Source organism: Paenibacillus sp. PSB04, assembly GCF_025809195.1.
GTDB classification, from domain to species: Bacteria; Bacillota; Bacilli; order Paenibacillales; family Paenibacillaceae; genus Paenibacillus_AQ; species Paenibacillus_AQ favisporus.
The window spans coordinates 1,934,316-1,955,990 of the sequence record NZ_CP081301.1 but is presented as its reverse complement, the minus strand read 5'-3'; the positions used below and the strand labels follow the sequence as shown (position 1 = coordinate 1,955,990).

The 21,675-nt window shown below is 55.4% G+C and carries 26 protein-coding genes and 1 pseudogene; 8 read left to right on the top strand and 19 right to left on the bottom strand.

Translation table 11 applies throughout. The features are described 5' to 3' along the window. The first annotated feature begins 91 nt into the window (after positions 1-91). Positions 92-523 (top strand): helical membrane plugin domain-containing protein, encoded by a 432-nt coding sequence (locus K2F33_RS09250; RefSeq protein WP_076172788.1) that lies wholly within the window; start codon positions 92-94, stop codon positions 521-523. A 39-nt stretch (positions 524-562) separates the two neighbouring features. Further along, on the top strand, positions 563-1,741 hold the full coding sequence (locus tag K2F33_RS09245) for an NAD(P)/FAD-dependent oxidoreductase (RefSeq protein WP_076172787.1): 1,179 nt from the start codon (positions 563-565) through the stop codon (positions 1,739-1,741). Positions 1,742-1,837: 96 nt separating this feature from the next. Here the strand turns inward: K2F33_RS09245 and K2F33_RS09240 are convergent, their stop codons facing one another. Beyond that, a complete protein-coding gene (locus K2F33_RS09240) occupies positions 1,838-3,763 on the bottom strand; it encodes an FUSC family protein (protein WP_263881502.1) in 1,926 nt (641 codons plus the stop codon). A gap of 302 nt (positions 3,764-4,065) precedes the next feature. Here K2F33_RS09240 and K2F33_RS09235 point away from each other — a divergent pair, with 302 nt between their 5' ends. Beyond that, entirely contained in the window at positions 4,066-4,338 is a 273-nt protein-coding gene (locus K2F33_RS09235; protein ID WP_076172785.1) for a hypothetical protein, read from the top strand. 44 nt (positions 4,339-4,382) lie between these two features. Then, positions 4,383-5,336 (top strand): L-lactate dehydrogenase, encoded by a 954-nt coding sequence (locus K2F33_RS09230; protein WP_263881501.1) that lies wholly within the window; start codon positions 4,383-4,385, stop codon positions 5,334-5,336. A gap of 4 nt (positions 5,337-5,340) precedes the next feature. On the opposite strand, the gene K2F33_RS09225 is transcribed toward K2F33_RS09230, so the two are convergent. Beyond that, a complete protein-coding gene (locus K2F33_RS09225; RefSeq protein WP_263881500.1) occupies positions 5,341-5,793 on the bottom strand; it encodes a hypothetical protein in 453 nt (150 codons plus the stop codon). 94 nt (positions 5,794-5,887) lie between these two features. On the opposite strand from K2F33_RS09225, the gene K2F33_RS09220 reads away from it, so the two are divergent. Continuing rightward, on the top strand, positions 5,888-6,163 hold the full coding sequence (locus K2F33_RS09220; protein WP_263881499.1) for a hypothetical protein: 276 nt from the start codon (positions 5,888-5,890) through the stop codon (positions 6,161-6,163). A 20-nt stretch (positions 6,164-6,183) separates the two neighbouring features. Here K2F33_RS09220 and K2F33_RS09215 read toward each other — a convergent pair whose 3' ends face one another. Together K2F33_RS09215 and K2F33_RS09210 are read right to left on the bottom strand one after the other, a co-directional pair. Continuing rightward, complete coding sequence (locus K2F33_RS09215; protein ID WP_263881498.1) at positions 6,184-7,671, bottom strand: amidase family protein; 1,488 nt, start codon at positions 7,669-7,671, stop codon at positions 6,184-6,186. 97 nt (positions 7,672-7,768) lie between these two features. Next, a complete protein-coding gene (locus K2F33_RS09210) occupies positions 7,769-8,188 on the bottom strand; it encodes a VOC family protein (RefSeq protein WP_076172780.1) in 420 nt (139 codons plus the stop codon). A 65-nt stretch (positions 8,189-8,253) separates the two neighbouring features. Between K2F33_RS09210 and K2F33_RS09205 the strand changes: the two genes are divergently transcribed. Then, positions 8,254-8,670, top strand: coding sequence for a GNAT family N-acetyltransferase (locus K2F33_RS09205; protein ID WP_318672333.1), 417 nt, complete (start codon positions 8,254-8,256; stop codon positions 8,668-8,670). A gap of 86 nt (positions 8,671-8,756) precedes the next feature. Here K2F33_RS09205 and K2F33_RS09200 read toward each other — a convergent pair whose 3' ends face one another. Beyond that, complete coding sequence (locus tag K2F33_RS09200; RefSeq protein WP_244364568.1) at positions 8,757-9,269, bottom strand: NUDIX domain-containing protein; 513 nt, start codon at positions 9,267-9,269, stop codon at positions 8,757-8,759. A gap of 146 nt (positions 9,270-9,415) precedes the next feature. Between K2F33_RS09200 and K2F33_RS09195 the strand changes: the two genes are divergently transcribed. Continuing rightward, positions 9,416-9,910, top strand: coding sequence for a hypothetical protein (locus K2F33_RS09195; protein ID WP_263881497.1), 495 nt, complete (start codon positions 9,416-9,418; stop codon positions 9,908-9,910). On the opposite strand, the pseudogene K2F33_RS09190 reads toward K2F33_RS09195, so the two are convergent. The 9 genes and pseudogenes from K2F33_RS09190 to K2F33_RS09150 form a co-directional block, all read right to left on the bottom strand. Next, positions 9,907-10,134 (bottom strand): annotated as a pseudogene (locus K2F33_RS09190) (GNAT family N-acetyltransferase); the annotation flags it as partial. The gene K2F33_RS09195 and the pseudogene K2F33_RS09190 overlap by 4 nt on opposite strands. Positions 10,135-10,238: 104 nt before the next feature. Beyond that, positions 10,239-11,216 (bottom strand): potassium channel family protein, encoded by a 978-nt coding sequence (locus tag K2F33_RS09185; RefSeq protein WP_412973975.1) that lies wholly within the window; start codon positions 11,214-11,216, stop codon positions 10,239-10,241. 81 nt (positions 11,217-11,297) lie between these two features. Then, positions 11,298-11,687, bottom strand: coding sequence for a DUF350 domain-containing protein (locus tag K2F33_RS09180; RefSeq protein WP_076172775.1), 390 nt, complete (start codon positions 11,685-11,687; stop codon positions 11,298-11,300). After that, complete coding sequence (locus tag K2F33_RS09175) at positions 11,687-12,316, bottom strand: hypothetical protein (protein WP_089549164.1); 630 nt, start codon at positions 12,314-12,316, stop codon at positions 11,687-11,689. Before K2F33_RS09175 ends, K2F33_RS09180 begins: the two co-directional genes overlap by 1 nt. Continuing rightward, complete coding sequence (locus tag K2F33_RS09170; protein WP_263881496.1) at positions 12,317-13,510, bottom strand: glutathionylspermidine synthase family protein; 1,194 nt, start codon at positions 13,508-13,510, stop codon at positions 12,317-12,319. Then, positions 13,507-14,202: a hypothetical protein gene (locus tag K2F33_RS09165; RefSeq protein ID WP_076172772.1), complete on the bottom strand. Its 696-nt coding sequence runs from the start codon at positions 14,200-14,202 to the stop codon at positions 13,507-13,509. Before K2F33_RS09165 ends, K2F33_RS09170 begins: the two co-directional genes overlap by 4 nt. Positions 14,203-14,231: 29 nt before the next feature. Further along, positions 14,232-14,447, bottom strand: a complete 216-nt coding sequence (locus tag K2F33_RS09160; RefSeq protein ID WP_076172771.1) for a hypothetical protein — start codon at positions 14,445-14,447, stop codon at positions 14,232-14,234. A 473-nt stretch (positions 14,448-14,920) separates the two neighbouring features. Then, entirely contained in the window at positions 14,921-15,778 is an 858-nt protein-coding gene (locus K2F33_RS09155; protein ID WP_263881495.1) for a MurR/RpiR family transcriptional regulator, read from the bottom strand. 379 nt (positions 15,779-16,157) lie between these two features. After that, positions 16,158-16,823, bottom strand: a complete 666-nt coding sequence (locus tag K2F33_RS09150) for a GntR family transcriptional regulator (protein WP_263881494.1) — start codon at positions 16,821-16,823, stop codon at positions 16,158-16,160. A gap of 171 nt (positions 16,824-16,994) precedes the next feature. Between K2F33_RS09150 and K2F33_RS09145 the strand changes: the two genes are divergently transcribed. Beyond that, complete coding sequence (locus K2F33_RS09145) at positions 16,995-17,522, top strand: YbhB/YbcL family Raf kinase inhibitor-like protein (protein WP_263881493.1); 528 nt, start codon at positions 16,995-16,997, stop codon at positions 17,520-17,522. Positions 17,523-17,931: 409 nt separating this feature from the next. Here the strand turns inward: K2F33_RS09145 and K2F33_RS09140 are convergent, their stop codons facing one another. From K2F33_RS09140 to K2F33_RS09120, 5 genes are read right to left on the bottom strand one after another with little or no spacing between them, the layout of a single operon-like run. Further along, entirely contained in the window at positions 17,932-18,675 is a 744-nt protein-coding gene (locus tag K2F33_RS09140) for a hypothetical protein (protein ID WP_263881492.1), read from the bottom strand. Then, a complete protein-coding gene (locus tag K2F33_RS09135) occupies positions 18,672-19,370 on the bottom strand; it encodes an ABC transporter ATP-binding protein (RefSeq protein WP_200633128.1) in 699 nt (232 codons plus the stop codon). Before K2F33_RS09135 ends, K2F33_RS09140 begins: the two co-directional genes overlap by 4 nt. Next, on the bottom strand, positions 19,348-19,764 hold the full coding sequence (locus K2F33_RS09130) for a GntR family transcriptional regulator (protein ID WP_076172765.1): 417 nt from the start codon (positions 19,762-19,764) through the stop codon (positions 19,348-19,350). Before K2F33_RS09130 ends, K2F33_RS09135 begins: the two co-directional genes overlap by 23 nt. 43 nt (positions 19,765-19,807) lie before the next feature. Beyond that, entirely contained in the window at positions 19,808-20,563 is a 756-nt protein-coding gene (locus K2F33_RS09125) for an ABC transporter permease (protein ID WP_263881491.1), read from the bottom strand. Next, positions 20,556-21,533: an ABC transporter ATP-binding protein gene (locus K2F33_RS09120; RefSeq protein WP_263881490.1), complete on the bottom strand. Its 978-nt coding sequence runs from the start codon at positions 21,531-21,533 to the stop codon at positions 20,556-20,558. The genes K2F33_RS09125 and K2F33_RS09120 overlap by 8 nt, the downstream gene beginning before the upstream one ends. Positions 21,534-21,675: the final 142 nt, after the last annotated feature.

Sequence of the window (21,675 nt, the reverse complement as noted above, 5' to 3'; positions counted from 1 at the left end):
GCTTGTAGATACTCCTTCGAAGGGAGTCTATGAGCTCCTTTTCATTATAAAAATACTTAAGCACAACTGCTTACGCAAAGGAGAAATGGACATGTCAGAAGCAATTTCTGAACAAGAGACACAAAACGTGTCTGTCGGCAAGGAACAAAACGACGTGCTGGACCAGCTGCTCAAACCTGAGGTGCAGGAATCCCTTACGATTCTGGTCGACCAGCTTCCAAAGCTGACTGAGCTTGTGAATCTATTGACAAAGTCTTATGACTTCGCTCAAACCGTCGCTACCGACAAAGTGCTGAAGAGCGACACCGTCGGCGCGATCACCGAAATTGTGGAGCCTGTGAAGCATTCGGTGAAGAACATCGCCGCTACTGTCATCGAAGCGAAAGACCGCGCTGAAGACAGCAACGAAGTGATCGGTCTTTTTGGTCTGCTTAAAATGCTGAAGGATCCGCAAGCTCAAAAAATCTTCCGGTTCCTGAACGCTTACCTTCAAATCTCTGCGGAAAAAGCAAAACAACAATAATCTTTTATACATCTAACCAGTAAGGACGGAGGAAAAACCATGTCAAAACATATTGTCATTTTGGGTGCCGGTTACGGCGGCTTGCTTGCCGCTCTGACCGTACGCAAATATATGAACAAAGATCAAGCACGGGTTACGGTCGTGAACCAATACCCTACGCACCAAATCATTACCGAGCTGCACCGTCTGGCTGCAGGCAGCATTGCTGAGAAAGCCATCGCTATGCCGCTCGAAAAACTGTTCAAGGGCAAAGAAGTCGACCTGAAGATCGCAACGGTCAACTCTTTCTCCGTAGACAGCAAAGAAATCAAACTTTCCGACGGTTCCAGCCTGTCTTACGACGCTTTGGTTGTCGCACTCGGAAGTAAAACGGCTTACTTCGGCATTCCAGGGCTCGAGCAGTACAGCTTCGTGCTGAAGTCTGCTGAAGACGCGCTGAACATTCATAAGCACATCGAAGACCGCATCCGTGAATACTCCAAAACCAAAAACGAAGCTGACGCAACGATCCTCATCGGCGGCGGCGGCTTGACCGGCGTTGAGCTTGTCGGCGAAATCGCTGATATCATGCCGGGTCTGGCTAAAAAATACGGCGTAAATCCAGCCGAAGTGAAGCTGCTTCTGGTTGAAGCCGGCCCTAAAATCCTGCCTGTACTGCCTGATCACCTCATCGAGCGCGCGCAAAGCAGTCTGGAAAAACGCGGCGTAACCTTCCTGACAGGATTGCCTGTAACAAACGTGGAAGGCAACGTGGTTGACCTGAAAGACGGTCAAAAGATCGTAACCAACACCTTCGTATGGACAGGCGGCGTGCAAGGCAACCCGCTCGTAGGCGAATCCGGCCTCGAAGTAAACCGCGGACGCGCTACCGTCAACGAATTCCTGCAATCCACTTCCCATCCGGACGTGTTTGTGGCTGGGGACAGCGCCGTTGTATTTGATCCAAGCGGACGTCCACAACCGCCAACCGCGCAAATCGCTTGGCAAATGGGCGAGCTGATCGGCTACAACCTGTATGCCCTGCTCGAAAACCATGCGTTCGAAACATTTGCTCCGGTGAACTCCGGTACGCTTGCAAGCCTGGGCCGTAAAGATGCCGTTGCTACCATCGGCGAAAGCAACACGTCCCTCAAAGGTCTGCCTGCGTCCCTGATGAAGGAAGCAAGTAACATCCGTTACCTGTCCCACATCAAAGCTCTCTACACTTTGGCTTACTAATCTGTAAACCATTGTTTGACGCATTAAACCAAACAGCCCTCTTTCCAAGGCATTTGCCATGGAAGAGGGCTGTTTTTTGTTGGAATTGGTGCCCGCTCACCTGCCGTTCAGCGCATGCCGGAGATCGGCGAGCTCCTGCCCGATATCCGGCACCAGCGGCAGCTCCAGCCCGTCGGTTCCCTCTGGCCCCTCGTCCGTCTCCCGCCGCTGCTCTGCGGACTGGGCCATTTTCTCGAGATGGAGCAGCACCGCTCCCAGCTCCGGGTCGGGCAGGACGGGCCGGAGGGCGCTCAGCTCGTAGGAGTTCAGCACGTACCCGAACTGATCCAGCGACCAGATGACGGGCAGCAGTTTCTCAAGCTCCTCCTCGCTGCGCGGAATCTCGCCGAGTGCGGTCTGGTACACCGTCCTCAGATTGGACAGGTGCCGCCGCATGGAGCGCTGCTGGAGGATGAGGCTCAGCTTCGCTGCGGCACTCGCAGGCTGCCGAATGAACAGCAGCGCCAGAAACTGTGCCTGGCTGCGGATCGTCCGGCCGAGAAGGTACGGAATCCTGCTGGAAGCCGAGCGGCTGCCGACCAGCAGCACGCCGATCAGGCCGATGACGCTGCCGACGAGCACGTCGGTCAGCCTGGCGCCGGCAAAATAGCCGAAGTTATGTATCCGGGTATTGGTCTCCGCCATCAGCAGCGCGTTGGGCGTGATGAACAGCATAGCCAGAGCGTAGTTTCGCACGATGAGCAGCTCTGTAAAAAAAGTGAACAGCATGATCGCAATGGATACGACGAAGCCCTCCGGGTGAGTCCACAATATCGCGCTCGCGATGAGGATGCCAAGTATCGTTCCGAGGGAACGCTGAATCGCCCGGTGAAAGGTGGCGATGACGGTGGCGCCGAGCATCACCGAAGCACAGGAGAGCGGCACCCAGTAGGACCGATTCAGCTGAAACGCATATGCGGCAGCGGCAGCCACCATCAAAATGACGCCAAACCGGATCGCCTGCAGAAATACGATCGAGTCCTTATCCAAATTGCCCTCCAGGATGCTCCGCACTGGAGTGCGCGTCAGCTTGCGGCGGTCCTGCTCCACCTCGGGTTCCGCATCGCTAAAAATAGCATCCAGCTGCCCAACAAGGTCCCTCAGATCCCGGATGCGGGGATCCGGGCCGTCCGGCAGCGGCGTTTGAACCCATACATCCGGCTGCCCGCACGCTTCCCCTGCCCTTCTGACCGCGGCGCTGAGCCCGGGCGGCAGCTTCTCCCCCACGGCCAACGGAATTTTGTCCGTAATCAGATAAATGTGGTGCGCAAGCGAGTACATCCGCGACAACCGGCGAGGTGTTGCGTCGCTTCGCCGATCGAACCCGCCTGTCGCGAGCGTGGTTTCCGCGCTGTACATGGACAGCAGCGTCTGATGCCGGGCCCGGCTGTATTCCCGGGTGCCCGCACCATCCAATAGGGAGCCCAGGTCGAGATACAGCTGGCGGACGGCGCCGACTTCGGGACCGTGCGGCCGAAGCAGCCAGCCGGCCATAGCAAAGCACCAGGCCAGCATTCCGCCTAGAAACACCAAGCCGCCGCGGAGGAACGCCTGGGAAGGATCGGGCGGCATCCCCGTGGCCAGCGTGAAGCTGAGCACGAAGAATAACGCCCCCGGACCTTTAAACTTCAGCACGCCGAACAGGTAGGACGCCGCTGCCCCGATGCAGCCCAGAACAAAGGCGGCAAGAAGCGGGTAAGGAGCCAGCAGCGTTCCAGCTGCCACAGAGAACGTCAGGCCCAGTGCGGCAAACAGAATTTTTTTGGCCCTTAACGCATACGGCTCGCTCGCCACGTACAGATAGGCGAATCCGCCTGTTCCTGCCAGCATCCCGTACGAAAATTGGCCAAGCCAAAACCCGATCAGGGATGGCAGGCCAATGCACAAGCCGGCGCATAAAGCCCGGTTCCACGGGAGCGCAACCTTCTTCATCTCAAAGGCTTGTTTAATGGTTTGCGATAAAAACGGGCGATGCTTTTTCATTATCCCAACTTGGATCCCCCCTTCCGCACCTGATCATGCCAAAAGAGCAGCCCCACATCCTGTAAGGCCGCTCCCGGTTTACCATGTACTATATTTATTGCCAACCGTAATCCGCAATATGCTGACGCCCGCTTGCTCCTCCGCCCATTTTTGATGTCCTCTCGCATTGCGCCCTGCGGCCGAAACTTCCACTCCGCGTGAGGAGCGAATAGCCCAAGCCTGATTTTCCATAAAATAATATGATTCCACGATTCAAAGTGCCGCTTCAAAATTACCCCAGGGCACAGGGCAGGAGGAAAGGAATGAAGAAGGACCTAGGGCGCCCCAGGCGGCGTTCCGAGTTTACGGTTTGGGTCGTGTCCCGATCCGATGTGTTTACGTTTGTGGTCTACGAAATTATTCTCAGCTCTGCGGTGTATGCCGGCCTCAAGCGGGCCAACGGGCATGAGCTGATCGCCATACTGGGAAGTTCGGTCAGCACGACCATGTGCAAAAGGTGGGTACGTCTGGATGCACTGGCCTGGTGGAGGCGCGGTCGGGAGCTCCATATTGTTCCCTGGCCAAATCGCCCTTAGGGAAATTTGAGGAATTCTAGCTCACGGAGACGGAGGTGGCGGAAATGAAAAGAAGAAAGCGCAGGGTCGCCATCGTCGGCTCGGGCATGGTCGGTGCAACTGCGGCCTATTCCATGATCAACCAATCGATCTGCGACGAGATCATGATGGTCGACCGCACTTATGACCGCGCGCTGGCGCAGGCACTCGACTTGTCGCACTGCATTGATTTTACGCATACGCGCACTTCGGTTTATGCTGGAACATACGCGGACTGTTCGGATATGGACGTCGTAATATTGACGGCAGGAGCTAATCCGAAGCCGGGCCAGACCCGGCTGGACGTGCTTGAAGAGGCGGTACTTATCACACGACAGATCGTTACGCCGATTTTGAAGAGCAGCTTTGAGGGCATATTCATCACCGCGGCCAATCCGGTCGATATCGTCACCTATCTGATCCGGCAGTTGTCGGGCTTTCCACGGAACCGGGTCATCGGCACCGGAACGTCCATCGACTCTTCGCGCCTCAAAACGCTGCTGTCGGACATTTTTTCGATCGACCCCCGCAGCGTTCACGGGTATGCTTTGGGTGAACACGGCGAGTCCCAGTTCGTCGCCTGGTCGCATGTCACGATTGGCGGCAAACCGGTTCTGGACATTCTCTCACAACACAAGGAGCGCTTTAAGCACGTGGACCTGACGGACATCGCCCGAAAAACGAAGGACGCCGGCTGGGAGATCTACACCCGCAAAGGATCTACGCATTTTGGCATCGGTAGTGCCATTGCCCACATCACCCGCTCGGTGCTGAACGATGAGCATAAAATAATCGCCGTGTCGGCCATCCTCGAGGGAGAATACAGCGAACACGGCGTGTGTACCGGCGTCCCGGCGATTATTCACAGCGACGGGATCCAAGAAATTATCGAGCTGAATCTGAATGAAGATGAGCGCGGGCTGTTTGCCGCGTCTTGCGGCGTCATCCGCAGCAATTTGGATAAGCTGAATCTGGTCTAGCCGGCTACATCCATCGGATAAAAAATCTCTGTTCCACGGGGATTTCATGCTCCTCCGCCCATTGCAGGAGCTCTGGCTCGCCGGCGGGCTGACGGGGCTGCAGGACAAAGCACAGCTTCATCGGCACGATCCGCCGCTGCTTCAGCTTGATTCCATACCAGCGCTCGTTGATCCACACGCCCTGAATGCCCGCAGCGGATACTTCCTTGCCTTCCAGAACAAGCTTTCCGGGTTCGAGCAGCAGTGACTTGGGTTTGCCTGCTGAGCGGAAGAGAGAAACCGCGATAGCCCCAATAATATATAGAAGCAGCAATATATTCATGACGTAAATGCTTATTTTAAAATTGTCATCCAACGAATTAACAATTAACATTTGAATCGTAATGGCTAGAATCACAACCATGCTGATCAAAAATTTTGCCCGCAGCGGATATTTAATAGCAAGCTGGGAACGCATGAGCTGCCCCCTTTCCGAATAGTTATTTTACATATTATGGGACGCAAGCTATACTGCTATCATACATCACTTTTCTGGAAAGGGGGAAGCGCGTTTGAATTTCGCCTTGATCGGTTTGGCGGCTGTCTTGATGGTGTTGTTTTGGTCCGCTCTAGTGATCGGGGGTATCAAGCTCCTGTTCAGCAAGGGACTAAAACGCAGGCTGGACCCTTTGATCCTGTTGTCACTCGTTCTTGGACTGGCTGCCGTCGCCCGGATCGTCCAATGCTGGATTTACGGCCAACCTATGCCCGCAAGTCTCATCATGCTTTTCGTTTCCAGCCTTCTGGTCGGGTCATCGCGGCGGCGTTACTTGAAAAACCAGCTTTAAGTTTTCACCATCCCCCTTGCCTACTCCAGGACAGGAGGCACCCGGTGCCTGGTGGCCTGTTCATAGCCATAAGCGATCTTGATCAGCGTCGGCTCGCTGAAAGCCCGGCCGATAAAAGTAATCCCCTGAGGCCCTTTGGTGGTATAACCGCCGGGTGCAATGACTCCGCGCTCGGCGAATCCGCCCGGCACCGTAATGACCGGGAAACCGGCCCGTGCCGCCAGGTCATCTCCCCCTTCACTCCCCAGAAACAAGAGGGCATCCAGCTTATGCTCATCGAAAGCCCCGTTCAGCCCCTGCCTTGCCTGACTGACGCTGCGCTTCAGGCTGTCGGTATACTCCTTTTCGGACAGCGTGCCGCTGGTAGCCTCCGAATGGATCAGAACGTCCTGCCCGTAGCGGAGGCAGGTATCCGCATGCTCTTCATTGAACCGGATCACCTCTTCGAGTGAATGCACCGGCACGGTTTCCGGCAAGCGGGACAAGTAGTCATTGACCCCTTTTTTAAATTCATAGGTCAGCACATGCCCATCCCACTCCGCCTGCTCGCAGGATAATTCGACGGGATCGATGATCTCGGCTCCCTTCTCCTTCAGCACCTTGATCGCGGCTTCGATAATATTCAGCCGGTCCTCATCCAGATCCTGATAGTAAAACCTCGGAATCCCGATTCTCGCCTGCGGGAGAAATTCGGCATCCAGAAACGGCGTATAGCCCGTATAAAATTGACCGCTGCTGCCATATGTCACCTCATCCTCCGGGTCTACGCCGGTCAAAGCGCCAAGCAGCACCGCCGCGTCGGCCACCGTTCGGGCCATGGGGCCCGCCGTATCCTGGGTATGCGATATCGGGATAATGCCGGCTCGGCTTACGAGGCCGATCGTCGGTTTGATCCCGACGATATTGTTCTGGCTGGCCGGACTGATGATCGACCCGGAGGTCTCCGTACCGATGGCGGCCGCGGCCAGATTCGCCGCCACCGCGCTGGCCGAGCCGGAGCTCGAGCCGCCGACGAACAGTTCGCCGGGTCCATAAGGGTTTAGACATAACCCGGCACGGCTGCTGTATCCCGACCACATCGTGCTGGACATAAAGTTGGCCCACTCGGTCATATTGGCTTTTCCGAGCAATACCGCCCCGGCGGCCCGCAATTTTTCCGCCACGAAGGAGTCCTTCACGGCTACCGAATCCGCCAGCGCCAGCGCCCCTGCGCTGGTATGCATCGCATCCCGCGTAGCAATGTTGTCCTTCAACAGAATCGGGATGCCGTGCAGCGGCCCGCGGGTGCCGATTTCGTACCGCTCTTCGTCGAGCCCCCGCGCGATATCCAGCGCCTCGGGGTTCACTTCGATAATCGATTTCAGTTTTCCGTCAAACTGCCGGATTCGTTCCAAATACAGCTGGACCAGCTCTTCCGAAGTGATGGTGCCGGTATTCATCGCTTCCTGCATGCCGGCAATATCGGCCTCCACGATCCACTCAGCCGGGTTTATTGGACTGCTGCTCATTATAATCGCCCCCTGGGTAAGCTGCCTTCGTCAGCATGTATCTGCTTACCATTTTTCGTAACACTTGATCTGTATAACCGCTTTTTCCTTTTGTATTCTATAGGCCGCTAGTATTTTGCAGCACGATGCGCCAGCCGTCCGGGTCGCAGATGGTGATGCCGTTAACGTCCCAGTACGGGTTCTCGGCTTTGACAGCCGGGTAACCCATCGCCTGAAGACGCTGCGCGATGGCATTTCGCTTGTCGGCATCCGGTATGTAGAACACCAGCAGATTGTCCTCTGAAGGCGGCGGCACGGGAACCCCGTGTTCATGCTGCGTAAATTCAAGATGATAGGCGGAATCGGGCAAGCCGAACATCACGCCGTCATAGCCTTGATGCTGCTGAAATGAGCCGATGACCGGCAGTCCGAGCCCTTCATGGTAGAACTGTTTGATTTTCTCGATTTGGTGCGTCGGGCGTGCCACCCGGAACTGAACGGCCGGCATCTGCTCCGACCAGACAGGGTTGTTGTCCATGATTGACCTCCTATATAGTAAAGTCATACCAACTCATTTCATTTTCAGGAAAGAAGGTACACTCAATGATTATTTACCAGGACCATCTGCAGGGAATCACGGAGTCGTCGGTTGCTCCCGGCTTTTTCGACGGCTGGCCCAACCCGCCCTCGCCCGCTGTGCTGATCCGGCTGCTTGCGAACTCTACCTTTATCATACTGGCTATCGATTCTGATACCAAGCGAATGATTGGCTTTATTAATTGTTTATCAGACAAAGTATTAACGGCCTATATTCCTTTGCTTGAAGTGATTCCGGAATATCAGGGCCGGGGGATCGGCAAGGAGCTGACGGCACGGATGCTGGAGAGGCTGAAGGGGCTGTATATGGTGGATCTGCTGTGCGATCCGGATGTGCAGGAGTTTTACGCCCGTTTGGGTATGAAAAAAGCGACCGGCATGCTGATGAGGAACTACGAGCATCAATCAGGGGCCGAGCAATAGGAATAGGCGGTTTCCGGGTCTTCCGAACTCGAGGAGGGTGTTCCCCATAGACGACTTCATCCTGATACAGGCGCGTTTACACGCCTTCATCGTTCCCCTCCCGATTCGCCGGCTGGCTGCTTCAGCGCCTCCTCCAGCACCAGTCCCAATAAGGCATGATCAATGACATAACGAAACTCTTCAGGCTCCACCCAAATTCGGGCCAGGCACTCGTTTTCCCGGTTAAACGGCAGGCATTCCTCAATGTCCATCCGGTAAAACAGCTGGTAGCCGACCAGCGGATACTTGCCGTTCGGGTCAAAATGCTCGTTCTCCTCGTGGCTCACTTCCATCATCCCGATGTACACGGCACGGCCGCGGACGCTGCCTTCCTCCAGCACCTCGCGGTGAAACGCCTCCTCCGGCGTCTCGCCCGGCTCGACATGCCCGCCGGGGATATCAAAACCGCGCCCGTCCACATGGACGGCCAGCACGTTGCCCCGCAGCATACAGATGCCGTGAACGCTGGTCACTTTGGCCGGATCCGGCATGTCCTTCGTTGGGATCCAGGTCAGCTTGACCGGCTGGCCGCCCCATTCTACGCGTATCGTTTGACTCACAGATATAATCCTCCTTCATTGCAGTGCACGATGCTTGCCGTCAGCCTCCGCTCATTTCCTCAATACAAAATGATGAGGGCAGCGGGCATTTGATTCTCTTTCCACACTGCCCAAAGTACCTTAATATGGGAATGAATACTTGGGAGGTGACTACTATTCCTCGTAAACCACTATTCATATTATTTCTCCGCCGCCGCGCCCTGATCCTGCCCTCCGCACTCCTGGCCGTTGTTTTGCTGCTCACGACACTGCCGGGATGCGGCAGCCGAGAATCAGGGAACACTGGTGCACACAAGACGGTACAAACCGGCATCTCGCATTCCTGGGCTTTTCCGTTTATCCGCTGGGATAGCCGTCTGTATCGGCTGACCGAGCTGCACTCCGTCAAACTCGGCACCCGCCTCGGTACCGTAGAAACCTACGCCGATGTCGAAGGCCACGAATACCACGGAACCTATTCCAATAAATACGAGGTGGGAACCGGCATATTTTCCATCCAGGGAACGGCTCCTGATCAGGCTATTGCCGTCCAGACCGGGAATGGGATCGATGTGCTGATCGAGTCTACGCTGAAGGATCCCCCCGATTCGCTGAAGCCGGCCGAAACCGCCGATCCAAGCGAGCCGGACCCTTCCCGCTAGTCTTCCGGATTGATGATGGCCAGCACCTGATGATCCTCCCACTTGCCGTTGATCAGCACATTGCTGCGGGCGATGCCTTCATGGTGAAAGCCCGCTTTTTCGAGTACGCGGGTGGATCCCAGGTTGCGTGGCATAACGACGGCTTCGATCCGGTGAAGCTTGAGCTCGGTAAACGCATAGTCGACCATTAGCCGCACGGCTTCGGTCATGTAGCCATTACCATTTTCGCCCGATCCAGAATACCCTTATATCTAAAAAAACCGACAGCCCGCTCTTGCAGGCCATCGGTTCTTTCGGGAAATGATTTCTATTGACCAGTGCTTTGGCTTTATTTCCCGGCAATCCGCCGGTACGTCGCCTCATCGGCAACCACATACAGCCTCGCATCGGCCGGGATCGGCTCGCTTAACCGCCGGTTGATCGACATGTCGTTCCGGTCGGCCAGCAGGGTGGCGCCCTGCCCTAGCAGCGCCTGAAACGCCTCGCCATAGGTTTTCCAGGCCGGATTGCACGGAACTTCGTAGATATCGTCCCCGTGCTCGCGGCTAATGAGCTGGCTGATCACCGCCGAATTTCCCTCCTGCAGCGCAGCCCGCACCGCCAGGCTGGAGATCGCATCGTGGGACAGCACGAATTCGTTGACCTGGACAAACCGGAAGTTCTGAATGTGCTTCTCGTGCATGATTTCCACCGTCGTGTGCACCTCGGGTGCGATCCGTTCGATGCTCGAGGCGATCAGCAGCGACTTGCCGTCGGTCAGCGATGTTTCCTCGATCCGGGTGTCGGCAAAAATAATAGCCGCCCGCGCCCGCTCAATCCCGGCCTTGATCAGCGTCTCCGCGGACGAAGGATCCCCGCTGACAAAATGCACCTGGTGCATCTGCAGCGCCGGATGGCGGTCCGTCTCATCGACGATGACGATCTGCGCCTTCGGGTCGTACGTGAGGATCTCGTCGATAGCGGACTTCGCCTTTCGGCTCCAATTGATTAAGATGACATGATTGCCTCCGTGAAAATTCAACGTTCCCGCCTCCCTTTGGCGCTGAATGCCCGCGATCGAATCGATGATTTTACCGATGACCAAGCTGAGCAGCCCGATACCGAAGATGTATAAAAACAGCGTAAATAGTTTACCGGCTACCGTAGCAGCAAAGAAGTCGCCGTACCCGACCGTGGCCATCGTCGTCATGACCCAGTACAGGGCATTAAACCAGCTGTGAAAGGTAGACGGCTCGAGCAGATAGGCGATCGTTGCACTCACCGTTACAAAAATAACAATAATCAGGCCAATCGTCGTTTTGCGCATCCGCATCATCCGGGCGGATAGCCGGAGGAAAAAATGCAGCGGTCTCACCCTCTCTTCAGCATGGCAGCTTGATCTACAGCTTTATACAATCAGGCTGCTGATGGCAAAAGCCATGCCGACGAACACCATGGACAAGAGGACGGCAACAGCCGTATTTCCCTTTTTCAGCTGCTCTGATATTTTAAAGCCCGGGGTCACCAGCTCGAAAATCCAGTACACGGCGATCAGGCAGACGTACCCGACGGCAAACCACATGGCCAAAAACCAAATGGACGTGTTCGTATAAGCCGCCACGCCGAGAATGATGGCCGTCCCCAAAAATTTGCCCCCAAGCGCGATGCCCACGGCCGTATTACCTTTCTTCAGCTCTTCCATGTCCTTAAACGGCGTCATCCAGCTGAAGATCACCATCCCGAGCAGCTGTAGGATGATGATGACGATGACACTGACAACAATATTAACGACGACCATTAACTGGCCCACCCCCTGAATTTGGCGTATGCCGAATCGTAATCGGCGAAATCATGAACTTCCTCGAGTTTGACGGAAACTTTCTTCTTCTTCTCCAGTTCCTTGTAACGCGCATCGTCGATCGGCTGCTTGATCCGGTTGCCGGAAGGCAGCTCCACGACCGCAAAGTCCCGCGTCTGATCCTTGTATTTTGTTTGGTATACGCCGACCAGGTCGACTTCGGTCGTCACGTTAACTTTCAGATTGGCCAAGTCCTTCTTGGCCTCCTCCTGCGTCTTGAACGTCTTGATCGTGTCCCAGGAGGACAGGCGGACGTCGGTCTTCTGGTTGGCACCGGTCGTCATCTCGGCGTCCATGTACTGCAAAGACCAAATTTTGTCCCCCGTAGCATAGTTGCCGTCGTTAGGCATCAGCTCGTTGTCCGGAAGGACCGTCATGTCGCTGCCGATGAGATCGCCGACCGTTCCTTCGACAATCCGGTAATCCCAAGGAACCCGGGATACGTTCGTATCCTCCGACGTGGTTGTATCGAATACGGAGGGTTCATTGGAGGAGCATGCGCTCAGCAGGAGCGCCGCCAGCAGGAACAGTCCCAGACCCGTCCGGAAGAACTTGTGGTAGGTCTTCATTTATTTCACTCCCATCGCGATAAAATGGCTCGTATTCCCCGTAATCAATCCGCCCGCTCTTCCGAGCAGCCCGCACGGCTGTCCGTTGATCACGAACATACCGGTCAGCAGGTGCCGCGGCCCTGCGGCGGTCTCAATCCGCGGGAGCTCCGCCCGCAGCTGATAGACGGACGGGAACAGGACGCTCGTGTCGAACCCGGCCTCGTCCTGGATATCCATCTCTCCTTGTTCGTTAAACATCCGCACCGATCCGCCCTCGCGGCCGAACATCGATTTGGACACATAGCTTCCCGAGAACACGGGCTTATTGTAGGTTGGCAAAATATATTTCTCCACCGTCTCCTGCTCCTGTTCGTCAAACAGGAGGCCCAGTTCATACAGGCCCCAGGCCGCCGCCAGCAGTCCTTTGGACTGCAGCAGGATGCTGTGTGGTCCGTTAAAAAGCGCAAGCTTGCCGGTCTCGATCGCATAGGCAAGCGCGTCCCCGCCGTCGTCGACGGCCATCCACTCCTTCGGGTACAGCGCGAACATCCGCTTGATTTCCCGGCCCGTCGCGTCCTTGACGATCCCCTCGTCGATCCACAGATCGAGGCAGTCGACGCAGGTCACGGGAAGGCCGCTGTGCTCCACCAGCGCCTCGATCGTTCCCGAGTCCTCGAGGTGGCTGCCGTAGGCGACGCAGGCGGCGGTATCCGGGCGCTCCACGGCCCAGGCTGCCTTCACGAGCTCCTTCATTCGCCCGTTCGGCGTCGGAATTCCCGCTTCGCCGCACAGCCAGGGGGTCGCGATCGACGCTTCCACATAGCCGGTCGGCGTATCGGCGTTCAGCTCATACAGCTTGATGCTTCCGTCATGGCCGACCGCGTAATCGAACCGGGCATAACGGCTGATCAGACCTTGCCCTGGAAGCGGACAGTCGTCCAGCATATCCCACAAAATCTGCGGAATGCCGATCAGCTCATACAGGTCGCGGCGCTTGTGCACATAGCGGACCGTCTTGTCGAGCACGCCCCACAGCCTCGAGGAGGCCTCCTCGAGTTCGCGGTACGTCTCCCCGTTCATGACGACGATTTGGTCCAGCCAGTACTCCTCGTCCTCCAGATCGGCCCAGGCAAAGCCCAACTGCCGCAGCTGCTCCACCCGCTCCGCGCGTTCGCCGGTTCCCGGGGCAAGCACCTCAAATACGCTGCTCATCCGCCAAACCCGCCGCTTCTGGAGCTGGAGTGGGAGCTCGAAGAGGAGCTGAATCCGCTTGACTTGCCGCCGATGCTGCCGGACGAAGACGACGTTCCTCTCCGGGTGATCGATCCGGTCGAAGTCGACGTCTTCGGGCGCACCGTCGAGCCGACGACCGGCTTGTTCTGGAACGTGCCGCTGGTATAGGACCGCGGCTTATACGTTTGGCTGGTGCCGGTGTAGTACGTCGGCCGGCCGTTGTAATAGTTGGTGGTAGAATAGCTGGATCCGCTGTTGAACAGCATGTGGTACAGCAGCAGGTCATCCCAGCCGAATCCGGAATGAGCCGAGCCGTAATTGTTAATGACGGTCGTTCCGCCGCCTGACGATCCGGAGCCTGTCGACGCCGATTGCCCCTCCTGGTCTTCCTCCGGCTTCTCCTTAAGCGGAATGTTCCAGTCCGCGTTTTTATCAAAATACTGTTTAACTTCCTCTGTCGACCAGGAGACCAGGATCGGTTCATCCGCCGCGGTCTGGTCACCTGATGTATTGGCCGACGCTCCGGCCGCTGTCGCTCCCGGGATCAGAAAGGCATTGGCCAGCAGCGCTACGCCCAGGGACGTGGACAATACCCGGGCAGCCTTCCCTTCAACCGGAAAACGTCTTGATCCGGATTCGTCGCTCCGCTTCGCCTTTTCTTCGTTTGCCATGATCGCATCTCCTTTCGCCGAGTTCCCTGTTACTCGTTTCGTATCTGCACCAGCAAAAGCTCAAGCTTGCCGGTATCGACATTCAGCCTTCCCTCAATCGTTTCGTATTCCTTGCCGCCGACGACGATATAGTTGACATGCTCCAGCGCAGCCACCATATTCATGCCCCATCTGCGCTCTTCCATCGTCCGCAGGCTGCCGTTTGACATCTTCTCGACCAAAATGACATCCATCTCATTTCCCATTTTCGTTACACCCCTTATTTCATTGCTTTGTACTTTACAGCATTTTTTTACGTCGGATCTTCCAGCGGGTTCCAAATGATTTTCACTTCCGACTATGAAAGGATGTACATATCCTCCCAAAACGCTCTCCATTCAAGCCTTGATGGCATTTTGTCAAATTTAAGTATAAATTGTCTGCTGCTGGAGGGAAACCAAAAGTTTGGGGTTTTTGCTGTTTTCCGAATCTTACCTGCCGAAGCGATTGGAGAGATCGCAGAACGGTGATATGATTCAAGGCAACGAACACAGCACTCGTGATGGAATAAAAAGTCGTTAGCGAGTCTTTTTGCCCGTGATAAAAGGCTGCCCCGGATTAAACGGAGCAGCCTTTTGCTGCAGCGTTACTCTTATACGTATTGGGCCCGTCCTCGCAGGTGCGGACGCGGTCAAGCGCGGAATGGCACGCTCCAACCGGGGCCAAAGCTCCCTTGAGCTCAGCCTCCCTTTTGTTTCGTCTTGTTGATCATCGCCCGGCTCCTCTCCAGGTAGTCCACCGACTGGTCATAGCTGCGGCTGGCGACACCCAGGTACAGCATGTCGATGATGTTCAGCTGGGTAATCCGGGAGGCGGTGGCCCCGCTGCGGATATCGTTTTCAGTCGATGAAGTATACAGCTGGATGTCGGCAATCTCGCTCAGCGGCGAATTTCCGTATTTCGTAATGCAGATCGTCACCGCCCCCGCCTCCTTGGCGGCTTTCATGCCGGAGATGACATAGTCCGTTTTGCCGGAATACGAAATGCCGACGGCGGCATCCCGCTCTGTGAGCAGCACTGAAGAGGTCAGCTGCAGATGCGGGTCGGCAAACGAAAAGCTTGGCTTGTTGATCCGCAGAAACTTGTGCTGCGCATCCTGGGCGATGAGGTTCGAAGCGCCGATCCCGAAGAAAAAAATCCGCTCCGCCCGGCCGAGCGCCTCGATCGCCCGTTCAACCATGTGCTTGTCCAGCACCTTAACCGTGTTGCGGATCGACTGAATATTGTTATTCGTCACATTATGAATAATGGCATCCACCGAGTCATGCGGGCGGATCTCCTGATACCCTCCGGGCTCCTCCTGGCCTTCCTGCAGATCGCCCGCCACCTTGAGCATCAGCTCCTGGTAGCTCTTAAATCCGGCCGATTTGCACAGTCTGACGACGGCGGCCTGGCTTCCCCCGCTCCGGCGGGACAACTCGGCGATCGAAAGCCCGATCATCTCGCCCGGGTGCTGCAGAATAAAATCGGCCACCTTGCGCTCCGATGGTGTAATGTCATCCAGAATTTCCCGCAGTCGGACTATTCCTCCGTTCATGTCATTCCTCACTTTCGCTGGCTCGAAAATATGGATCCGTTATGATCCGCTGACCTTCACAAAACTGGAAAATGTTCACAGACCTTATCCCTCTATTTTAAAGGAATCATACTCCCGAGATAAAGTGATTTTTTAAAGATATCCGCACGCGTCCGAGGTTCCTCCATCTCCGAGATCCGGCCTGGTTGTCGCCCGATGAGCCTGGTGGTAGAATACACCTGATTTTACCAGTGTGATTTTGGAACGAGCTGAGCCAAGAGAAGGGTGAGATGAGCTGAGATGAGTGTAGACATCATTAAAAAAGGAGCCGTTTGCCATAGCGCAGACTGCTCCCTTTTTTATTTCAGAAAGGTTATGTAGCGGTTTGAAGGATATTTGCTTATCGATGGTCAAACAGAATATCCGCAGTGAGTTGGATGTGTGCCTTAAAAATCTCGACGGCACGATCGCCGTCACGGCTTACTACGGCATCCGCTAATGCCTTATGTTCGGCGCGGCCATCACGAACGGACTGCTGCGGGGGTGAATAATGCCGATAAAATTCGCTTAAATCCCACAGGCGTCTGCAAATATCCAGAAGCACCGGATTGGGACATGCAGCGATAAGTTCGTAATGAAATTGACGATGAATGTCGGACCATTCTTCGCGAACGACGAGCTTTGGATGACCATCCTCGTACTCGGGTGTTTGCGATAATTTATGGTGAACAGCGATGACATTGGATTCCCATGTGAGATCGCCGTGAGCGATGGACAGGCGTAAGGCTGCGGATTCATTGATCAACCGCGCTTCGATGATGCTTTTCAGTTCTTCTTCCGACGCCGTCTTCACGGAAAATCCGTGATTCGGGTTCTGTATGACGAGGCCTTGGGTCGCTAAACGGGTTAGCGCTTCCCGAACGACGGCAACCGAGACTTCGAAACCTTTGGCTAATTCCGAAACGGTTAATGGAGCGCCCGGTTCATATTGTCCGTCCAAAATATCATACCTCAGTTTTTTTGTGACATTTTCACTTAAAGTGGACGAACCATTTCTTTTGGCCATGAAGCCGACACCATCCTTTATGCATATCGGGATTGTACACGTTTAAATAATTTACACCGAAACCTACAAAAATACAAGAACAAGTCGATAATTCACGAATAAAACGATTTATATTTACAGAATCGATTCTTGTGTATATAATCGACTCATACAAAAAAGGAGGAGTTTACAATGAACAACAACCCATTTGCCAAATTGCCGGAAGTTGAAGCCTTTCGGTTAACGAGTCATGATATTGCGGAGGGCCTTCCCCTGCCTCCCCAGCAATTCGCGTCTGGAGTGGAAGGCGGTAAAGATCTTTCGCCCCATTTGAAATGGTCCGGTGCGCCTGAAGGGACGAAGAGCTACGCCGTAACCGCATATGACCCGGATGCCCCAACCGGATCGGGCTTCTGGCACTGGGCCGTCATCAACATCCCTGCCAATGTCACCGAGCTGCCGACTGGCGCAGGCGACGAGCATGGCAGCGGTTTGCCGCAAGGCGCCCTGCAGCTGCCGAACGATGCCCGGCTCGAACGGTTTATCGGTGCGGCGCCTCCAGCGGGACATGGTCCGCATCGGTATTATTTTGTCGTTCATGCGCTGGATGTTGAGGATATCGGCGTTGATCACAGCGCCACGCCGGCCGTCTTAGGATTCACCATGCTGGGTCATACGCTGGGGAGAGCCGTGCTCGTGGCTACAGGGGAAAGCAGGTAACCCAAACCGTTTGTGGATGGAATGAAAAAAAGTTCGTTTGTGTTGTTGCCGGTATAGAGCATCGAGGCAGGAACGGCACGACAAATGCACCAAGCGAAGCCGAGTTAAGTACGGAGGTGGCTGTGAGATTGAACGATCCAATTCATCAAAGCATATGCCCCCTGTGCCATCAGCCAATTAAAGATTTGAAGCACACGATCATATGCGGCTGCGGGAGCAAAATTAAAAACACCATCAAATTCAAATAACCCAGTAAGCAAAAAAGGTACCCGTACACGAAACACTTTTTGAAGTGTCAGTGTACGGGTACCTTTTAAGTTCCCTAACCTTTCTTTCTATAGCAAACGGCGGCAAGGTTTACCCCTGCATTCGGTCTTCAACGTAACGCCGCTCAAGGCCAACCTTTTCCTTATCTCGCTTCGATTTTTTTCTCTATACACCATTTGATCACGTACAAAAAGGCGACGCACAGCAGCCCCTCAAACACGATGGAGCCCCAGGTTTGCCAGGCAGACAGGAGACCCGGCAGCTCCCGGGCCAGCACGCCGGACTGAGAGCTCCACTGCAGATCCACGCTTCCGAACAACGCGGACGAATCCTGGCCGAACAGAAAGTCTTCAACATAAGACAGGACGATGGTCAGGACGATAAAAATCAGCAGTCCGACCCAAAACACGCCCTTGGTTACCAGGCTGCGCGCCATGGCAATCGTCATATAAAAGGTCAAAAAGCCGTATACGAGCAGAAACAGATATTCTACAACGATCAGCACGATGGCCCAGACCGGAATCTGGCCGGCCCAGCTGAATCCGCCCCCTAAGTTGACCACTATATAGGCAGTGAATGCCGCTCCAATTACGGTCAGCACCAGCGAGTTAAGCAATCCGTACAGCAGGGAAGCTCCCACGTAAGACAAGGCACCTACCGGTACGAGCCGGCGGCTGACCGTAGAGATGTTGTAGTCAAACACACGGAGGCTGGAAATGAAGTAAATCACCGAGACTGCGCCGAAGAACAGGACCGAGAGGACAATTTTGACTTCATCCGTGGCCCTGGACCAGAGGAGGACGAACTCGCACAGGAGGAGAATCGCCATCCCGCCGAGCAGCAGCGTCGCGTTGCGCTTTAAATCGTATTTTAACAGCTTGATCATTCGCCAAACACCTCTTTAAACAGATCGTCAATGCCTTTTCCACGGTTGATGCGGATGCTCTCGACTTCCTCGTGCAGGACAATAACGCCGTCTTGGATAAACATGACTTCATCAAAAATCCGCTCCATATCGCGCACCAGATGCGTGCTGACGATCAGGCTGCTGTCTTCGCTGTAGAAGCGGACGATCGCGTCCAGAATTTTACCCCGGGCCACGGGATCCACGCCGCCGATCGGCTCGTCAAGCAGATACAGGTTCACTTGGCGGGAGAGGGCCAGCGTCAGCTGCAGCCGTTCGCCCATGCCCTTGGAAAGAGAGCTGACCCGGTCGTTCTCCTTCAAATTCATAAAGTCGAGCATCTCGCGTGCCTTTTCCAAGTCGAAATCATCATAGAAATCCCGGTAAAAAGCAACCGCATCCTTCACCCGCATCCAGCTCTCCGTCAGCGGAAGGTCCGGCATATAAGAGATCAGGCTGCGTGTCTCCTTGCCCACCGGCTTGCCCAGCACGGAAATGCTTCCCGCGGAAGGCGGCGTCAGCCCGGCGGCGATCCGCATCAGCGTGCTCTTCCCGCTGCCGTTCGACCCGAGCAGGCCGACGATCCGTCCCGGTCCGATGCGCAGTGACACGCTGTTCAGCGCCAGCTTGCCTCCGTATTTCTTGGATACGCCGTCAACTTTGAGCAGTGTTTCCACCCTTAGCCCCCTCCTTTACGCCTTGCTTTCGGTCCTCCGCGACCGCCTCGCTTACGATGGAGACGATGTCTTGATTTTTGAACCCCAGCTCCTGCATGCCATGGATAAACTGGTGAAGCAATTCGCCCGCCATTTCCTTTTTAATCGCCATAATCTTCGATTCCTCGCTTGTCACATATCTTCCCAGCCCGCGCCGGGTCTCTACGACTTCCTCGCGTTCCAGCTCCTGAAACGTGCGCTGGATCGTGTTCGGGTTGATCTGCAGGTCGGCCGCCAGTTCCCTTACGGAAGGGATTTTATCGCCCGGCTGCAGGATGCCTGAGACAATTTGTCTCTTGATATGGTTCATGATTTGCAGATAGATCGGCAAATTGTTGTCGAATTCAATACTCACTTCAGGACAGACTCCTTTCGCCGTCAGCTTACGTTCCCGCGCATCAGGCTATATCACGTTTCTTAAACGTAACAAAGCTGGCGACAAGAAACAAGACGAGATATGCCGCCAGAACGGCGATGGAAAAGCCCAGGCTCATCCCCTGAATCGGTGCGTGACCGCCCTGACTGTACACCGACAGGTCTGCGTTCGGGAACAGCACGTATTTATAGAAGCTTTTCGGAATAACGATTCCGCTGAACATCACCGAGGCCATGCCTACACCCATCGCGGCTCCCGTCGACCGGGTCAGCACCCCCATCATAAAGGCCAGTGTCATGAAAATGATGCTGTACACCAGCGTGCTGCCTCCGGCCACCAGCACATCCCGCCAGCCGGCTTCCCCTGCATCCGTGCCGAAGAAGAACGCACCCGCTGCGAAGCTCAGCACCGTCAGCCATACGGCCAGCGACAGCGTAAACAGGACGGCCGCCGTGTACTTGGATGCCAAAACTGCGGACCGGCTCTGCCCGCGGATCAGCAGGAACTTGATCGTTCCTTGGCCGTGCTCCCCGGATACGATGCCGGCCGTGAAGATAATCGCCAGCATGGCCGTCATTTGGCCAAATCCGCTCATTCCCGACATCAACACCGTATAATCCAGGGCGCTCGCCCCTGTCAGCATCTCGCCACCCCAACGCTTCAGAATCCAGCCCAGGGCGATTGCGGCCACTGCAGCGATGGCATAAGGAATGAAGAAGCTGCGCTTCTTGGCCATCTTGAGCCATTCGTTGACCACCAGCAAAGAAAAACTACGCAATTTGGTTTCCTCCCGTCCATTTCAGGAATTCGTCTTCTAGAGACTGCTTGAGCTCGGTAATGAGGTAAATCGGGATCCGGCCGCTGCCCAGCCGCTCCACTACTCCCGGAATGTCCTTGTACTGCAAGGAAAGAATCAGCTCGCTTTGTTCCGGGTTCACCACGAGTACCTCGGCCAGATCCAGCCCTTCGAGCAGCCTCTTCGCCTCTTCCAGGCGGCCGACGCGGAACATGACGCGAATGGCTTCCTGCTGCCCCGGCTGCTCCGCTTCCCCGCTGCCTCCGCCAATGGAGCGGACCGTCACCAGCTTGCCGTCTTGAATGACGACGACCCGGCTGCACAGCTGCTCCATTTCAAGCAGGAGGTGACTCGACACCAGGATGGAGATGCCTTCTTCGCGGGCGATATTTTTGAGATAGTCGCGCATCTCCCGGATGCCCGCCGGATCCAGGCCGTTCGTCGGCTCATCCAGAATCAGGACCGACGGCTCATGCAGCAGCGCCTGGGCGATGCCGAGCCGCTGGCGCATGCCGAGCGAGTAGGCTTTGACCTTCTTCTTCATGGCCTGCTCCAGTCCTACGAGCCGGACAACCTCGTCGATCCGTTCCCGGCTGATCCAGGGATTCATCCGCTGATACTGCTTCAAATTATCGTATCCGGTCATATACGGGTAGAACTCCGGGTTCTCGATAATTGCCCCGATATGGCGGATCGCCTGCTTCCAGTCGTTGCGGATGCTGCTCCCGCGGACCAGCACATCTCCCTCCGTCATCCCGATCAATCCGGCGATCATGCGGATGGTTGTCGTCTTGCCCGCACCGTTGGGCCCCAGCAGGCCTACCACTTCGCCTTTATGCACATCAAAAGAAAGCTGGCTGACGATCCACTTGCTTCCGATCCGTTTCGATACCCCTTGGAGTGAAAGAACCGGCGCATCGGCGTCCGCCTGCATATTTGTTCGATGGTTCATGCTCACAACTCCCTTGTATTAGTGTTATAGTTGGATAGTACACTAGAACATTGAGATTGTAAAGCCCAATCATGTTGTTTCGGAGTAAATTTTCTTTGTGTCACTCCGACCAAGCCGCGCAGTTTGTAGGAAAATTTGAGAA

What these genes read in the sequence shown, in the direction of transcription:
- K2F33_RS09250 (WP_076172788.1), top strand. Translation starts at nt 92, where the DNA reads ATGTCAGAAGCAATTTCTGAACAAGAGACACAAAACGTGTCTGTCGGC.
- K2F33_RS09245 (WP_076172787.1), top strand. Translation starts at nt 563, where the DNA reads ATGTCAAAACATATTGTCATTTTGGGTGCCGGTTACGGCGGCTTGCTT.
- K2F33_RS09240 (WP_263881502.1), bottom strand. Translation starts at nt 3,763, where the DNA reads ATGAAAAAGCATCGCCCGTTTTTATCGCAAACCATTAAACAAGCCTTT.
- K2F33_RS09235 (WP_076172785.1), top strand. Translation starts at nt 4,066, where the DNA reads ATGAAGAAGGACCTAGGGCGCCCCAGGCGGCGTTCCGAGTTTACGGTT.
- K2F33_RS09230 (WP_263881501.1), top strand. Translation starts at nt 4,383, where the DNA reads ATGAAAAGAAGAAAGCGCAGGGTCGCCATCGTCGGCTCGGGCATGGTC.
- K2F33_RS09225 (WP_263881500.1), bottom strand. Translation starts at nt 5,793, where the DNA reads ATGCGTTCCCAGCTTGCTATTAAATATCCGCTGCGGGCAAAATTTTTG.
- K2F33_RS09215 (WP_263881498.1), bottom strand. Translation starts at nt 7,671, where the DNA reads ATGAGCAGCAGTCCAATAAACCCGGCTGAGTGGATCGTGGAGGCCGAT.
- K2F33_RS09210 (WP_076172780.1), bottom strand. Translation starts at nt 8,188, where the DNA reads ATGGACAACAACCCTGTCTGGTCGGAGCAGATGCCGGCCGTTCAGTTC.
- K2F33_RS09205 (WP_318672333.1), top strand. Translation starts at nt 8,254, where the DNA reads ATGATTATTTACCAGGACCATCTGCAGGGAATCACGGAGTCGTCGGTT.
- K2F33_RS09185 (WP_412973975.1), bottom strand. Translation starts at nt 11,216, where the DNA reads ATGCGCAAAACGACGATTGGCCTGATTATTGTTATTTTTGTAACGGTG.
- K2F33_RS09180 (WP_076172775.1), bottom strand. Translation starts at nt 11,687, where the DNA reads ATGGTCGTCGTTAATATTGTTGTCAGTGTCATCGTCATCATCATCCTA.
- K2F33_RS09175 (WP_089549164.1), bottom strand. Translation starts at nt 12,316, where the DNA reads ATGAAGACCTACCACAAGTTCTTCCGGACGGGTCTGGGACTGTTCCTG.
- K2F33_RS09170 (WP_263881496.1), bottom strand. Translation starts at nt 13,510, where the DNA reads ATGAGCAGCGTATTTGAGGTGCTTGCCCCGGGAACCGGCGAACGCGCG.
- K2F33_RS09165 (WP_076172772.1), bottom strand. Translation starts at nt 14,202, where the DNA reads ATGGCAAACGAAGAAAAGGCGAAGCGGAGCGACGAATCCGGATCAAGA.
- K2F33_RS09160 (WP_076172771.1), bottom strand. Translation starts at nt 14,447, where the DNA reads ATGGGAAATGAGATGGATGTCATTTTGGTCGAGAAGATGTCAAACGGC.
- K2F33_RS09155 (WP_263881495.1), bottom strand. Translation starts at nt 15,778, where the DNA reads ATGAACGGAGGAATAGTCCGACTGCGGGAAATTCTGGATGACATTACA.
- K2F33_RS09150 (WP_263881494.1), bottom strand. Translation starts at nt 16,823, where the DNA reads ATGGCCAAAAGAAATGGTTCGTCCACTTTAAGTGAAAATGTCACAAAA.
- K2F33_RS09145 (WP_263881493.1), top strand. Translation starts at nt 16,995, where the DNA reads ATGAACAACAACCCATTTGCCAAATTGCCGGAAGTTGAAGCCTTTCGG.
- K2F33_RS09140 (WP_263881492.1), bottom strand. Translation starts at nt 18,675, where the DNA reads ATGATCAAGCTGTTAAAATACGATTTAAAGCGCAACGCGACGCTGCTG.
- K2F33_RS09120 (WP_263881490.1), bottom strand. Translation starts at nt 21,533, where the DNA reads ATGAACCATCGAACAAATATGCAGGCGGACGCCGATGCGCCGGTTCTT.